The organism is Xanthomonas sp. NCPPB 4467, assembly GCF_041475665.2.
GTDB classification, from domain to species: Bacteria; Pseudomonadota; Gammaproteobacteria; order Xanthomonadales; family Xanthomonadaceae; genus Xanthomonas; species Xanthomonas dyei.
On sequence record NZ_CM191260.1, the window covers coordinates 4,820,485 to 4,834,568 of the forward strand.

At 62.3% G+C, this 14,084-nt stretch carries 13 protein-coding genes; 1 reads left to right on the forward strand and 12 read right to left on the reverse strand.

Annotated elements, in window-relative coordinates; all coding sequences use genetic code 11:
- Nucleotides 1-12: 12 nt before the first annotated feature.
- From ACCQ06_RS21240 to aroE, 12 genes are all read right to left on the reverse strand, one after another.
- A complete protein-coding gene (locus ACCQ06_RS21240) occupies nt 13-237 on the reverse strand; it encodes a hypothetical protein (protein ID WP_170068538.1) in 225 nt (74 codons plus the stop codon).
- A 758-nt stretch (nt 238-995) separates the two neighbouring features.
- A complete protein-coding gene (locus ACCQ06_RS21245) occupies nt 996-1,571 on the reverse strand; it encodes an ankyrin repeat domain-containing protein (protein ID WP_316689200.1) in 576 nt (191 codons plus the stop codon).
- A 57-nt stretch (nt 1,572-1,628) separates the two neighbouring features.
- Complete coding sequence (katB, locus tag ACCQ06_RS21250) at nt 1,629-3,134, reverse strand: catalase KatB (RefSeq protein ID WP_228323295.1); 1,506 nt, start codon at nt 3,132-3,134, stop codon at nt 1,629-1,631.
- 567 nt (nt 3,135-3,701) lie between these two features.
- Nucleotides 3,702-4,313 carry a DUF6624 domain-containing protein gene (locus tag ACCQ06_RS21255; RefSeq protein ID WP_104614861.1) on the reverse strand — a complete coding sequence of 204 codons (612 nt, stop codon included), beginning with the start codon at nt 4,311-4,313 and terminating at the stop codon, nt 3,702-3,704.
- Nucleotides 4,310-5,443, reverse strand: coding sequence for an ATP-grasp domain-containing protein (locus ACCQ06_RS21260; protein ID WP_316689204.1), 1,134 nt, complete (start codon nt 5,441-5,443; stop codon nt 4,310-4,312). Before ACCQ06_RS21260 ends, ACCQ06_RS21255 begins: the two co-directional genes overlap by 4 nt.
- Nucleotides 5,444-5,463: 20 nt before the next feature.
- Entirely contained in the window at nt 5,464-5,631 is a 168-nt protein-coding gene (locus tag ACCQ06_RS21265) for a hypothetical protein (protein ID WP_017156254.1), read from the reverse strand.
- A 19-nt stretch (nt 5,632-5,650) separates the two neighbouring features.
- The gene (locus ACCQ06_RS21270) at nt 5,651-7,837 is read right to left on the reverse strand and encodes a peptidase domain-containing ABC transporter (protein ID WP_228323296.1); all 2,187 of its coding nucleotides are present in this window, start codon (nt 7,835-7,837) and stop codon (nt 5,651-5,653) included.
- Nucleotides 7,834-9,114: a beta-barrel domain-containing protein gene (locus tag ACCQ06_RS21275; protein WP_244907771.1), complete on the reverse strand. Its 1,281-nt coding sequence runs from the start codon at nt 9,112-9,114 to the stop codon at nt 7,834-7,836. The genes ACCQ06_RS21270 and ACCQ06_RS21275 overlap by 4 nt, the downstream gene beginning before the upstream one ends.
- A 145-nt stretch (nt 9,115-9,259) precedes the next feature.
- Nucleotides 9,260-11,392 carry an ATP-dependent DNA helicase DinG gene (gene dinG, locus ACCQ06_RS21280; protein ID WP_316689206.1) on the reverse strand — a complete coding sequence of 711 codons (2,133 nt, stop codon included), beginning with the start codon at nt 11,390-11,392 and terminating at the stop codon, nt 9,260-9,262.
- Nucleotides 11,393-11,660: 268 nt separating this feature from the next.
- Nucleotides 11,661-11,888: a hypothetical protein gene (locus ACCQ06_RS21285; protein ID WP_104614788.1), complete on the reverse strand. Its 228-nt coding sequence runs from the start codon at nt 11,886-11,888 to the stop codon at nt 11,661-11,663.
- Nucleotides 11,885-12,238, reverse strand: a complete 354-nt coding sequence (locus ACCQ06_RS21290; protein WP_104614787.1) for a hypothetical protein — start codon at nt 12,236-12,238, stop codon at nt 11,885-11,887. The genes ACCQ06_RS21285 and ACCQ06_RS21290 overlap by 4 nt, the downstream gene beginning before the upstream one ends.
- A gap of 10 nt (nt 12,239-12,248) precedes the next feature.
- Complete coding sequence (aroE, locus tag ACCQ06_RS21295; protein ID WP_055847161.1) at nt 12,249-13,100, reverse strand: shikimate dehydrogenase; 852 nt, start codon at nt 13,098-13,100, stop codon at nt 12,249-12,251.
- A 52-nt stretch (nt 13,101-13,152) separates the two neighbouring features.
- On the opposite strand from aroE, the gene ACCQ06_RS21300 reads away from it, so the two are divergent.
- Entirely contained in the window at nt 13,153-14,034 is an 882-nt protein-coding gene (locus tag ACCQ06_RS21300) for a TolB family protein (RefSeq protein ID WP_316689208.1), read from the forward strand.
- The last annotated feature ends 50 nt before the right edge of the window (nt 14,035-14,084 follow it).

A 14,084-nucleotide genomic window follows, 5' to 3' on the forward strand; every position in this document is an offset into this window, starting at 1 on the left:
GACGTAGGGCGATTACGGGTTGCGGAAGCCCACACGCTCTTCGGCGCTCAGCGGCTTGCCGAGGGCGTGGTACGAAGCAGCCAGAGTGATCAGGGCAGTACCCATCACCGCGTAGAAGCTCCACGAGGTGGCCAATACGTGCACCTGGCCGAACACCAGCGCGACGACCGCAGTGGCGGTGCACAGCACCATGGCGAGCAGGGACATCAGAAAAGGGATGGAAGGGTCGAGCTTCATGGCCGGGGGTTCCAAGGTGCGATAGCTTCAGCATCGGCGTTCCCGGCGCGTTCTTGAACTGTTTTCTGCGCTTTTTCCGAACCAATTTTAAGCAAGTCAGCGCGCACTCAGTTTTATGTCAAAGCCCTGGCGCACCAGGGTTTCGACGTCAGAAATCTCCTGACGAGATGGCGGAAAATCATCACCACCGCCAGACGTCCAGCGCAGCCGCGGCGGAAAACCGACGCGATGGGCATCACGGTTTGGCGAGGCCGAATTGACGCCGCTTACGTCACGAACGTGTGCGGTCGTTGCCCTAATGCTGCGTGCGGAACAAACCGGGATCATCGTGCCGCGCTACTAACAGCTGCGGGCGCCAGCCCAGTCAAAGGCCTGTCCGTCCGCGCGCTTGCCGGGACGGTAAGACACCGTCGCAGTGCCATGGGGAGCCATCCGTGCGCGTCGGCGCTCCGGGATCGGGTGGATGCAGACGCGATGGAGATACCGCAACGTCTGCGCGATCGATACCGAATCCGCACATCGGCTGCGCCTGTCTAAGCGCTACGCGGCAGGGCCGCCCGATGGTCGTGTTGGGGGCATGCGCGTGCCGAGATGGATGCCGCTCAAAGCGTCAGCGCAGGTGATGACAAAGGTCCGGCTGGCGAGTGTTGCTGCGAACGATGGTCCGCGCCCGACGTGTCACGCACTCTCAAAAACAGCTTGAGCACGGGCGCAACTGGCGAAGCATGCAAGACATGCCGGTCGCGCAGCTGACGTACTCAGCGTGCCGGGGTGGTGGCGAATTCGCCGCGCTGCAGCTTGGTCACATCGTTGCCCTGCCCGTCCTTGAGGCTGAGGTCTGCGCCCTTGGCGGCCAGGTCCTTGAGCACGTCTGTCCGCTGGAACAGCGCTGCGTACATCGCCGCGGTCTGGCCGGCGTTGTTGCGTTGGTCGGGGGCGCAATCGGCCTGCATCAGGCGCTTGGCGATGCCCAGCTCGCCCTTGAAAATCGCACCCATCAGCGCAGTGTTGCCGCGCTTGTCCTGCGCGCAGGGGTCGGCGCCGGCACTGAGCAACTGTTCTACCGCCGGGCGTTGGCCGTGGTAGGCGGCCAGGATCAGCGCGGTATAGCCCTTCTCGTCGCGGGTATTGAGGTCGTAATGCGAGCGAATGAACTCGGCCAGCATGTCCTGACGGCCTTCGCGCGCGGCATCGAAGAAGTACTCACGCAGCTGCAGCTTGACCTGCTCGGGGCTGGACGTGGATGAGGTGGTCGCTGCGGGGGTGGCAGACGGCGAGGCAGCAATGGCTGGCGCGCATAGGGCGCTCAGCACGACAAACAGCAGAGTGCGCATATCGCTCTCCCAAGACGGGGACGGCACCGCAGCGTGGCCGCGATGCCGTCGGAGGGATCAGTCCTGCAGGCTGGAAGCCAGCTGCTTGACGCGGGCCAGGTCGCCCTTGGCAACGCGGGTCACACCGGTGCCGTACTCCGGGTCGGCCTTGTACAGGAACGACAGCACCAGGTGCTTGCTCTCGGTGTCGGTGTTGGACAGCGACTCGCCGAAGCTCTGCACCAGATCAGCACGATCCTTTTTGCTGTAGGAACGGTACAACTCGCCGGCCTGCTTGAAGTTCTGCTCGCGGGTGATCTTGGCCTGCTGGGTGGTGCCCGACAGCGGCAGTTCGCTATAGCGTGCGGCGGTGTCCTGCGGACGCGGCTGCAGGCGGCTCGGCTCGTAGTTCACGCCGCTGCTGGTCTGACCGATGTTGCCCTGACCATCCTGATTACCGTTGTTGACAGCCACGCGTGGACGGTTGACCGGCAGGCTCAGGCCGTTGGCACCGATGCGATACAACTGGGTGTCGGCGTAGGAGAAGATACGGCCCTGCAACAGGCGGTCTTCAGACGGTTCGATACCCGGCACCAAATTGGCCGGCGCCATCGCGACCTGCTCGGTCTCCTGGAAGAAGTTGTCGACATTCTTGTTCAACACCATCTGGCCGACCTTCTGCTCCGGCACATCCGGCCAGATCTTGGTGGCATCGAGCGGGTCGAAATCGAACTTGGCCAGGTCTTCCGGCTTGAGTACCTGCACATACAGGTCCCACTTCGGGTAATCGCCCTTCTTGATCGCACCGACCAGATCGTTGGTCAGGTGGCTGTAGTCCTTGGACTGGACGGCGGCAACCTGCTTGGGATCGAGATTCTTGATGCCCTGCAGCGTCTTCCAATGGAACTTGACGTAGTGCACTTCGCCTTGCGCATTGACCAGCTTGTAGGCGTGCACGCCGTTGCCATCCATGAAGCGATAGCCGGCCGGTGTGCCTTCGTTGGAATACAGCAGGGTCAGCGTGCGCGTGCTTTCGGGCACGTGCGAGAAGAAATCGAAGCGGCGCGAGTCGTCGTCCAGATTGGTGCGCGGGTCCGGCTTGAACGCGTGGACCATGTCGGGGAACTTGATCGCATCGCGAATGAAGAAGGTGGGAAAGTTGTTGCCGACCAGATCCCAGTTGCCTTCGCTGGTATAGAACTTGGTGGCAAACCCATGCGGGTCGCGCAGCGTTTCGGGCGAGTGATTGCCATGTACGACCGACGAGAAGCGCACGAACACCGGGGTCTTTTCGCCAGCGCTGAACACCTTGGCCTTGGTCAGGTTGGACAGATCGGCAGTGGCGGTAAACTCGCCTTTGACGCCAGTGCCGCGCGCATGCACGACGCGCTCGGGAATGCGCTCGCGATCGAAGCGCTGCAGCTTCTGAATCAGCTGCACGTCCTGCAGCAAGGTCGGGCCGGTGGCACCGGCGGTCTGCGAATTCTGGTTGTCGCCGACCTTGGCGCCGTTGTCGCGGGTCAGTACAGATTGGGCGAAGACCGGCGGAGCGATCAGCGTGGGGGCTAGCAGGGCTAGCACCATGAGGGATCCAGGGCGCATGGCGTCAGCTCGTGTTGAAGGACCTGAAGCATGGCGAGCGGGCCGAAGTGTGAGAAGTCGTTAGTTATGATCGCAGCGATAGGCGAACATGATGATGACTACGTTACGTGATATGCATCGCGTTAAACATTGGCCGCGAGTCTTAAATCAGCGTACCAACCTGCGATATTCGGTGAGCAATAGCATCGTAATGAACTCACACTTTGGCTAACGAGGATGCCGTTGCTGCAGCGCGGCGATCATGCGGTCCTTGTTATGCGCGCCACAGCAACCAAAGTGAGCGCCCATCATCCGTTGCACCGACACACGCAAGCGCCCGGTTAGATACTGCCGGCCTGCACGATCACCAGATCGCAGATGGGTCGACATCGTGTGCAGGCCGATTGGGCATCACACTCTTCGGGTCGCGCCTTGCTCGGTGGCACGCGCGCGCTCAAGCGGCAACCGCAAGTCGAGAACACGGATCGACGCTGAGCTCATCCTTCACGCTTCAACCCATAAGCAGACGCAAGACCTGCGCGCTGGTGAGTGGCCCACATCGTATTCGGATCAGAGCCCGCCAGCGCTGCCCTCTTCCTCAGGCAGCCCTGCCTCTGCTCGTCGCTTTTTTAAGTCGGCAGGATTCTCTAACTCGAACAAGCTGCCGTCGGCCTTACGTTGCGTACCATAGCGCTGCGGCTTACCCGACATGATGAGATTACGATCGATGAATAAGGCGAGGTCCGGGGCGCTGTAGGCGCCACGTTCCGCCGCTGCCTGCATTTTTTGAAGAAAGTCATCGCGAAATGCTCGATCGGTCGAATGCTGCGCGATCAAAAATCCAGCATGCGCGCCATCCTCACCGACAGAGGCAATGTCGGGAAAGCCAAATTGATCGATCAGGCGGGACAGGGCGGCCTGGTTTTCCCGCTGCGATGCAACCAAGCGCATGGCCATTTCCTTTGCTGCCCCCTGATTGGCCTGCAACTGCTGCGCTGTGACCGCACCACGAATGTCTCCACGGATCTTCTGGTCGGCATCAGCAAGTGCCAGCAATTGCTGACGGTAGGACGCATTCATGGGTTGATGCCTCGCCGGTCGCTCCTCTCTGTCTTTCGCAAACGCCTGCCCGGGCGTCGCCGTTTGCCACAGCAACAGCACCCCCAGCAACAACATTCTCATAAGCACGCAGCTCCCGATTCTGAGGAACATCTTGCCCTTGCCCGGCCATCGCTCACCGCGGGCGATTGGGGTAGGCGTGGAAATTCCATGAATCTGTCGATGCGACCATAGACCAAAAGTGAGCAAAATTTACTCGCGATCTCCATTCCCTGGGCTTTCTCGTCCAGATAGAGAAACTGCCCACCCGGGTTGAGTTCAAGAAACACCGGCTCGCCGCCGCCGACAGGCACGACGAAATCTGCGCAGAAAAAATCGACACTCAGCACCGACCTCAGTGCATCAAGCTTGGCCTGAAGCCCAGGAAACAAGGGCACCCAGTCATAGCGCATGGTCGTCTTGTGCCGAATAGCACGATAGTCGATCTCACCCTCCAGGGAGTGACGCATCTGCATACAGGCATACTCGCCGCCCATGCAGACGATACGTAAATCGGCCTGATGGTCGACGACCTGCTGATAGGTCGTTGGACATGCGCGCAAATCGGCGTCCGCCAACGGCTCTTTGTGAGAAATGCGTGTGGCGTAGGAGACGCTATAGTTATCGCCGTCTGCCCACGCGCCGACATTGAATGGCTTGACGACCACGCCGTTCGTATGTCGCTGACGAAATGCATGAATGTCGGCGGGACAACGGCTGATCAGGGTCTCAGGTACCACCAGGCCACTGGCAACAGCAGCGGCGAGCTGTAACGGCTTCTGATCTGCGGCAAGTGCCGCGAGCGGTGCGTTGACCCAGCGCTGGACGCCATGTCCGCCGCCAAGCAGTGCGACCGCTCCCAGATCGAACAGTAGCCCCTCTGTCTTGATGAACTTGATGTCCTGATTGTGAACATGTGCGGGCGCTGTTTTGTTGAACATTAAACGGCGGCTCCATGCCGCATCGTAAGCAACCGGTGAGCCTTCTCGGACCACGCTCGCGCCGCTTTGCCCGTAGAGCAAAGAACCCTCGAGGCCACACGGCCATTGGCTCGTATCCAACAAGCTTACCGTATGCCCGGATGCCGCAATCATCGCCGCGATCGTGAATGCGTGCGTATCGCGATGAGGAGCGACGATCAAAACCGTCCTAAGATCGTTTTGCATAGGCGCAATGTATCCCATAGTGCAACCGAAGCATGGCGACATTCTCATGCCGCCATGCCGGGGGACGCTTAGCCGACGATAACGATGGTCTCAGTGTCGACAGCCTCGACAATGATGATGATCAACGTATCGCCAGCACCACCGCAGGACACAGCACTGACTTCTTCCTGAGTCATTTCACGTGCGAAGCGCTGGGCGACGGGACGTGAGTTTTCCATGAGTTCAAAGTTTTCCATTCCTTACTCCTTGGCTGCTTCAGGGTAGTTCGTCGGCGAGATTGCCGACGCACTTCTCGATGCCGTGACCGGCATCAAGTCTGTCGGCACCATGACGGCTGCCCGGCTTGTCACCCGACTCGGCAACAAGCGATATCCTGCGATCGGCAGAGGCGATCGTTTCCTGGCGATGCGCGATGATGATCCTGGTCATTTTCATCGCTTTGATATGAGCGTTGACGACCTGGTCCCTGGTGGAATCCAGATGACTGGTTGCTTCGTCCAGCACCAGAATCTTTGGTTGGCGATACAGGGCACGTGCCAGGATGACGCGCTGACGTTGCCCCCCCGACAGAATCGAGCCCATGTCGCCGACGAGCGATTCGTATCCCATGGGCATCCGCGCGATATCGTCGTGGATCGCTGCCAACTGCGCGGCACTGGCGATCCGCTCGATATTCGATTCAGGATCGAAGAAAGCGATGTTATCGGCCAGCGATCCCGCAAACAGCTGATCGTCCTGCATGACTGCAGAGACCATTGCCCGGTAATTCTCTAGCCCAAACTTGCGGATATCGACGCCACCGACCTCGATGGTGCCCTCAGTCGGCTCGATCAGGCCCAGCAACAACTTGGCGAATGTCGACTTGCCGCATCCGCTCGGGCCCACGATAGCGACCGACTCACCCGCTTCGATGTGCAGGTCAAGATTGCGTATGACCCAGGGATCGTCGTCAGAATAACGAAAACTCAGCCCTTTCACGCGAATCTCGGGAACCGGCTCCGGGCCGCTATAGCTCGAGATTTCGTCTAGCTCTGGCGCAGTTGTGGCGATATCGGCGATCCGCTCGGCATGCAGGCGCAACATCTTGAGCTCGATGAACTTGTCGACCAGACTCGCAGCCCTGCTGGTAAAAAGATCTGCAAAGGCCAGGAAGGCGACCAACATGCCTGCAGACAGCGTCCCTGTCATTGCCAGATAGCCGCCGATGGCAATCAGGAACACCCTCTGCGTTCCAAACAGACCTTGATTGAGCGCGTTGAATGCAAGGCCGAAGCGTTGCGATTGCATTTCCAGGCGCACACTTTGCGCGGTGGCACCGAACAATCTGCCTTGACGCAGCCCCTGCTTGTTGGCCAGCTTGATCGCTTGAATGCCCCTTACCGACTCCATCAGCTCGCTTTGCTGACGTGCGGCATAAGTGAGCTGATCGCGGCTGACCACAAACTGGAGTCGATAGAACGCCAGACGCAAACCGAGATACACGCCGAAGCCGGCCAGCACCAGGCCCGTGAGTGCAGGGCTATAGGCCAGCAGGACTGCCACTGCCAGGCATCCGGTCAGACCGTTGAGCAGTGCCTCGACGAAGCTGCCGGTCAACGTCGTCTGGATGGACTTCAACGAAGAAAAGCGCGACAGCACATCACCCATATGCCGCTTTTCAAAATACTCCAGTGGAAGCCGCAGCAAGTGGCCGAACAGATTGGTGATCCATTGTGTGTTCAACGATGCGCCAAGCCAGCTGACCACCCAGCTGCGCGCGAGCATGAGAACCGTCTGGAAGACGACGGTCAACAGAAAGGCGATGGTCAGTATCTTGAGCAGCGGCATGTCTGCCGAAACCAGCACATGGTCGATGACCCACTGCATCTGAAAGGGCAACAGCAGCGTCAGCGCTTCGATCGCCAATGCCAGTCCGAATATCTGCACCAACCCGCGCTTGAGTCCGAAAATGCGTCCGGTGAGCGCGCGCAACGACAACGCTGGCGTTTCGACCGAAGGCTCGAAGCTCGCACCAGGCTGCAATTCCAGCAAAACGCCGGTGAAATGTTTGCCGAGCTCTGTCATCGGCAACCGTAGCGTCCCTCGTGCAGGATCGTGAAGCAGTGCCACGCCCCGTACGACGTGCTCCAGCACGACGAAATGCGACATATCCCAGTGCAGGATGCAGGGTTGCCTAAGCTCTGTTAGATACCCAGGCTCGGCCCGCATAGCGCGGACATCTAGCCCCATGGCGCGCCCGATCTGTACTAATCGCTCAAGGCGCACACCTCTGAGCGAGATGTTGAAACGCCGCCTAACCTGCGCAAGATCGATTTTATCGCCGTGATAGCGGGCAATCATGACCAAGCAGGCAAGACCACACTCGGCCGCCTCGGTCTGCATGATCGGGACGATATGCGCACGATTCGACAGCAGCTGGTGAACGGACGTGGTGTCGATCATCCGCGCTGCCCAGCCGAATCATCGGAGAGGCGCGCGGTCATTTCGTAGACAGGTTCAAACATCCATTCGATCAACCGACGCTTCTCAAGCAGGATATCTGCGTCAAGCACCATGCCGGGACGAAGCGACTCCTTTCTTCCGTTAGCCACGATGTGCTGATGTTCCAGCTCGACCACCACACGATAGCGAGCATCATCGATCTGCTGCCCTAGCAGCGATGACACTTCCTTGGAGGTGATCGCGCTACGAGAGACTTCAACTACGCGCCCTGCATGGCGGCCGAACTTCTGATAAGGGAATGCTTGATAGCGCAGCAGTACGCGATCGCCGCGTGCTACGAATCCAATCGCCTTAGATGGCACCCACAGCTCAGCCCGTAACTTGATGCCCTTGGGTAACAAGGTGATCAGAGGCTGTTGCGCACCGACCGGTTGCCCTACGTGCACAAGCAAGTTTGTGACGATTCCGTCGGTCGGCGCACGCAACACCACCGAGCGGCGCGCCTCGGTTTCCGAGAGGGATTGGGCGACATCTGCGATCTGCCTAGCGATCTCGTTACGCTTTGCTTCCAAGGTTGCAGGGTTTTGTTCAAGCTGCGACTGGAGTTGAGAATGCTCAACACGCAGATCCAACGCATGTTTCTGCAACTCTTTGAGTTGCCCCTGATTCTGGATGGCAATGTCTTGCTGCTGCAGCAATTGAACCTTGGTCAGTATTCCCTTTTCTGCAGCGCTCACCCACTGTTCGTAGAGTCGATGCGCACTCTCTGTGCGCTGGCGTTGCAAGCGAATCTGGTCGGCAGTGTTATCCATCTGCGCTTCAAGCAGGGTTACGCGGCGACGCAGATCGCGCTGCTGGGCATCGTAGAGCTGATTCTGGGCCTGCAGATCTGCATTCAGGCGACCACGCTTGATCTGCAGCTGCGAAATTACCGATGCTTGGGTGTCACCAAGTGATGTGCTGTCCTGCTCTCCGGAAATTTCCACTATCGGCTCGCCCGCCCGCACCGTCGCCCCCTCTGCAACGAATGCGTTGGAGACGATGCCGGCACTGAGTGGTGTCAAGGTCAGCAGACCACGGTCCGGTACTAGCGCGCCGTTGACCGCTTCGTGCCGCGTAAAACTTCCGAGGCAAAGCAGCCCAAACACGGCAGCAATAAGAACTAGCGCAATAGCAAACAACGGCCAACCGAACTTCGGCGCCTGAAGACGCACTGGTACAAGCCACGCATCGCGGCGGGCGCGTAAGACTTCTTCCCTGAAGAACCCACCTGGCATGTGCACTCCCTGCTTCGCTGCGACCTACGCCTATTTTCTTCAGGCTCAGTTAATCAGCAAAACAAACGCGGTAAAGCGCACTGCGTCGCATAACGCCATGCCGTTATGGCGACCTATGTGTGGAACAGATCCATGGCAAGCCCAACTAGCCGATCACCCGCTTGAACGGCGGCAAGGCATCGATGATGCGTTTGCCGTAGCGACGCGTCAGCAGGCGCGAGTCGAGAATGATTACGCGGCCGTGGTCATTGGAGCTGCGGATCAGCCGCCCCGCAAACTGGGTGAGCGTGCGTAGCGCATGCGGAATCGCAATCAGGTTGAACGCGTTGTGGCCGCGGCTTTCCAGCCATTCGCTCAAGGTCGAGGTCTGCGGGTCGGTCGGCACCGCGAACGGCACCTGGGTGATGACCACCGTGGTGCACGCGTCGCCGGGCAGGTCCAGGCCTTCGCCAAAGGAATTCAAACCGAACAACACCGAGCCTTCGCCAGCAGCGATGCGGCGCATGTGTTCGGTGATCAATTGCGACTTGTTGCCTTCGCCCTGCACCAGCACACGGTTGCGCTGCGCCAGCGGCATCAGGTCGGCGACCTTCTCCATCTTCCAGCGCGAGGTGAACAGCACGATGCTGCCCTTGGCGTTCCAATCCAGTTCGCGCACCAGATACTTGGCTACTTCCTTGGGATGCCCTTCGCGGTCGTCCGGGGTGACCGGAAAATTGGGAACGATCAGTTCGGCCTGATTGGGCAGGTCGAATGGCGAGGCCAGCGAGGCCATTTCGGCGTGATCGGGCAGGCCGTTGTCGATGGCGAAGGATTGGAAATCGCCACCGCCGGTGAGCGTGGCCGAGGTCATCACCACCGAATCCACTTCGTTCCAGATCATCGTGCGCAGCACTTGCGCGGCCGACACCGGCGAGCAGTGGCAGATCAGATCGCCGTCGCGCGAGAGGGTGATCCAGCGCGCCATCGGCGGCTGGCCTTCCTTATCTTCGCGCCGCCAGCCGCTCCACAGATTGTGCTGCTGCTCGGCCATTTCCAGCGCCAGGCCCAGGTTGCGTTGCAGCCGTTCGCGTGCGGCATCGTCCTGCTTGCCCTTGGCGATCGCACTGTGCGCGGCATGCACCCAGTTGAACAGCGCGCGGGTTTCTTCGCCAAGCTCTTCGATGGCCGGGCCCCACTGCGGCGGCAACTTGCCGTTGGCAGCACGCCACAACGGGTCGCGCTCGCCGGGCTCGGGCTTCCACACACGCTCGACGTCGGCATGGAAGGCCTTGAGCAGTTTGGACACCCGCGCGGCCACCTCGATGGCTTCGTTGGGCAGCAGGTTGCCGATCTTGTCCTTGTCCACCGCGCGGTACGCGGCGGCGATGAGAATCTGCATGCGGCCCGTGCGCTTGGCCATCTCGTCCAGCGGCAGATTGGCCGCGCCCTGGTCGATGGCCACGCCGGCGATGTGATGGCCTTCGTCGAGCACCAGCAACATGTCCGATGGCGGCGCGATCAGCGGCTGGCCGTTTTCGGCATCGCCCAGCGACAGCGAGGACAGCAGCAAGGCGTGGTTGGTGACCACGATCTGCGCTTCGCGCACATCGGTACGTGCCTTGAGCACCGGGCATTGCGCGGCATAACTGCAGCGACGCCCCGCACAGCCGGAGGCGGGCGTGGTGATGCGCATGCGCAACGGCACCGAGACCTGCTCGGGGGCATCGTCCAGGTCGCCGTTCCAGGTGCGCGCGGCGTAGGCCTTGGCCAGCCGTTTGGCCAGATCGGCATCGACGGGGCTGAGCGGGCGATCGTAGAGCGCCTGCTCGTCTTCGAACATGGCGTTCTGGCTGGTGTCGCCTTCCAGCTCGGCGGCATTGCGCGTGCACAGATAGCGGGTGCGGCCCTTGGCAAGGGCGACGGTCGCTTCCAGCCCGGTGGCCTTGAGGAAGGCGGGGATATCGCGCTCCACCAGCTGCGACTGCAGCGCCACGGTGCCAGTGCTGATCACCAGTTTTTTCTTGGTCGCCAAGGCGATCGGCACGCCGGCGGTGAGATAGCCCAGGCTCTTGCCCACCCCGGTGGGCGCCTCGGCGATGCCGATGCCGCCGGAGGTGGCCAGCGCACGCGAGACCAGGCCGATCATCTGGCTCTGCGCGCGGCGGGTGGCAAAGCCGGGCGTATTGGCCTGCAGCTTGGCATAAGCGTCGCGGATGCCGGCCTTGATCGGGTCGGTCAGCACACGCTGGGCGGGGACGGGCGCGGACGGCGCAGCCGGTGGGGCAAGGTCACTCATCGCGCTATTTTCGCACGGACCGGCGCAGCGCCTGCGACCGATACGCGCAGCAGCTGAACCTGTTTGTCGGCTGCCGTTGGATCGCCTGGGACCAGCGCCTGTGGCGGGCGTCGGCGGGTGAAGGCGAATGCTGCGCTAGGCGCCTGCGTGCTCGCTGCGCTTGTGGTTGTCGAGTAATGCTGGTCGTTGCGAATGCCACGCAGCGCTGCGGAGCCGCGCTTGAAGCCCGGCGACCGCCACGCACCGCCAGACGTTCAGAACAGTGCGATCAAGCCCGTTTCGGCCAGGCGTAGCGCGTCCAGACCAGGCCGATCACTGCCATCATCACGCCCACGGCCAGCATGCCGATGCCCACACCGGCCGGACCGAAGCGTTCGTACAGCAGGCCGGCCCGGTTGACGGTGGCCAGCGCCTGCGGATGCAGCAACGTCCAAGCGCCCTGCCCTGCACAGATCAGCCCGACCAGGGTGAGCGCCAACGCCTTGAGCGGAATCATGCGCGCGGACCGGCAGCAGGCGGAAGCCGTTGCAGGCTGCGCGCCAGGGTCCACACCAGCACGCCGATACCGACGCCTTGCACGGCGGTCAGCACGAAGCGGCCGACGCCCATCACCAGACCGATCTGGCGCACGTTGCCCTGCTGCATCAACAGCATCGGAATCGCCTGCAAGGCCACTTCGGCCAGCACACAACCCAGCAGCAGCCACAGCCCGGCCAGCGCGGCACGCCGCAGCGGCCCGTGCGGGGCGCGCCACAGCAGCACCAGCCCCAGCAACAAGGCGATCAGCATCGGCACCCGCGACAGCAGGCTGGTGATCAGGCTGAGCAGGATGTCGGTGGTGGTCATGGCCAACGGCTCAGTCCGCGCTGACCAGCACGGCGTCGCGCGCGCGCAGCGCGGCATAGACCGGGTCGGTGTCCGGGCGTACGCCATGCCACAACGCGAAACTTTCCGCGGCCTGCTCCACCAGCATGCCCAGGCCATCGATGGCGTAACGGCAGTGCGCCGCGCGTGCCCAGGCCAGGAAGGCGATGGCGGTTTCGCCGTAGTTGAGATCCACCGCGGCGGTCAGGCTGTTGACCAGGCCCAGCGGCAACGAGAACGCACCGGCGTCGCGGTCGCGCCCGGCGGCGGTGGCGTTGACGATCAGCTCGAAGTCGCCCAGTTCGCGCAGGTCTTCGATGTAGCGCGACACCACCCGGCCGGGTTCGCCCAGCGCATCGCACAGCGCGTCGGCGCGCTCGGGCGAGCGGTTCACCACCACCATCTCGGTGATGCCGGCATCCAGCAGCGCCGGTGCCACCCCGCGTGCGGCGCCGCCGGCGCCCAGCAGCAACACGCGACGACCGCGCAGATCCAGGCCGTGGCGATCGGTGAGGTCACGCACCAGGCCGACGCCGTCGGTGTTGTCGCCCTGCCATTGGCCATCGTTACGCACCAGCGTGTTCACCGCTCCGGCCAGCTGCGCGCGATCGCTCAGGCTGGCGGCCAGCGCAAAGGCGGCCTCCTTCAACGGCAGGGTGACGTTTGCGCCCTTGCCGCCTTCGTCGGCGAAGCGCTGCAGCGTGCTGGCGAACGCGTCCGGCGGCGCATCGATGGCGGTGTAGTCCAGCGCGATGCCGGTCTGCTTGCCGAAGTCGGCATGGATGGCCGGCGACAGCGAATGGGCGACAGGGTGACCGAACACGGCATAACGGGATACGGGCATGAAACGCTCTCTGGTTGACTAGACTGTGCGCGACTTGGAGCAGGAACACCGCATGCAACTTCGATGGACGCCGCTCGCGCTGGCGGCGAGTTTACTCTTCGTCCCGTCCGCGTCGGGACTTGCCGAGTTCGGCATCGAAGGCATGGGTGTGGTGTCCACGCCGGCCAACGAGACGCATGCCACGCTCAGCCCGGATGGGCAGCGCATCGTCTGGGCCAGCGACCGCGCCGGCGGCGTCGGGGGGTGGGACCTGTGGCAGGCGCAGCTGCGCGGCGGGCGTTGGCAGGACGCGCAGCCGCTGCCGCTCAACACCGCCCAGGACGAGATCACGCCGCTGTTCAGTGCCGATGGACGCTGGCTGCTGTTCGCCTCGTCGCGGCCCGGCGGCGCCGGTGGCAGCGATCTGTACCGTGTGCCGGTGGATGCGCAAGGCGGCCTGGGCGCGGTGCAATCGCTGGGCGCGGCGATCAACAGCCGCGGCAACGAGCGCGCACCGAGCCTGTCGCTGGACGGCACGCGCCTGCTGTTCGCCAGCGATGGCCATCGCGGCGCCGGTGGCCTGGATGTGTTTGTGGCGCGCTGGGACGGGCGCGCGTTCACCGCACCTGCGCCGCTGCGCGACATCAATACCGCCGCCGACGAACTGGATGCGGCCTGGCTCGGCGACGGGCGTGGCCTGGTGTGGGCGCGCGGCGCAGTCGATGGCCCCAGCCAGTTGCTGCTGGCCGCATGCAACAACGGGCACTACGCCCAGGGCCAGCCGTTGCCGCTATCGTTCAACGGGCCGCAGGAGCGCACGTTTGCGCCGGTGGTGGATGCAGCCAAACCGGGCGAACTGCTGGTGACCGGCAGCGCACGCGCACCACGCGCGGGCCAGCTGGATATCTACCGGATGAAGGCGCCGGCGGTGGAGGGCGATGCCAGCTGCCGCTGAGGGCGGATGGATGCGCGAAGTCAAAATAAAAGCGGCTGGCAAAGCACTCC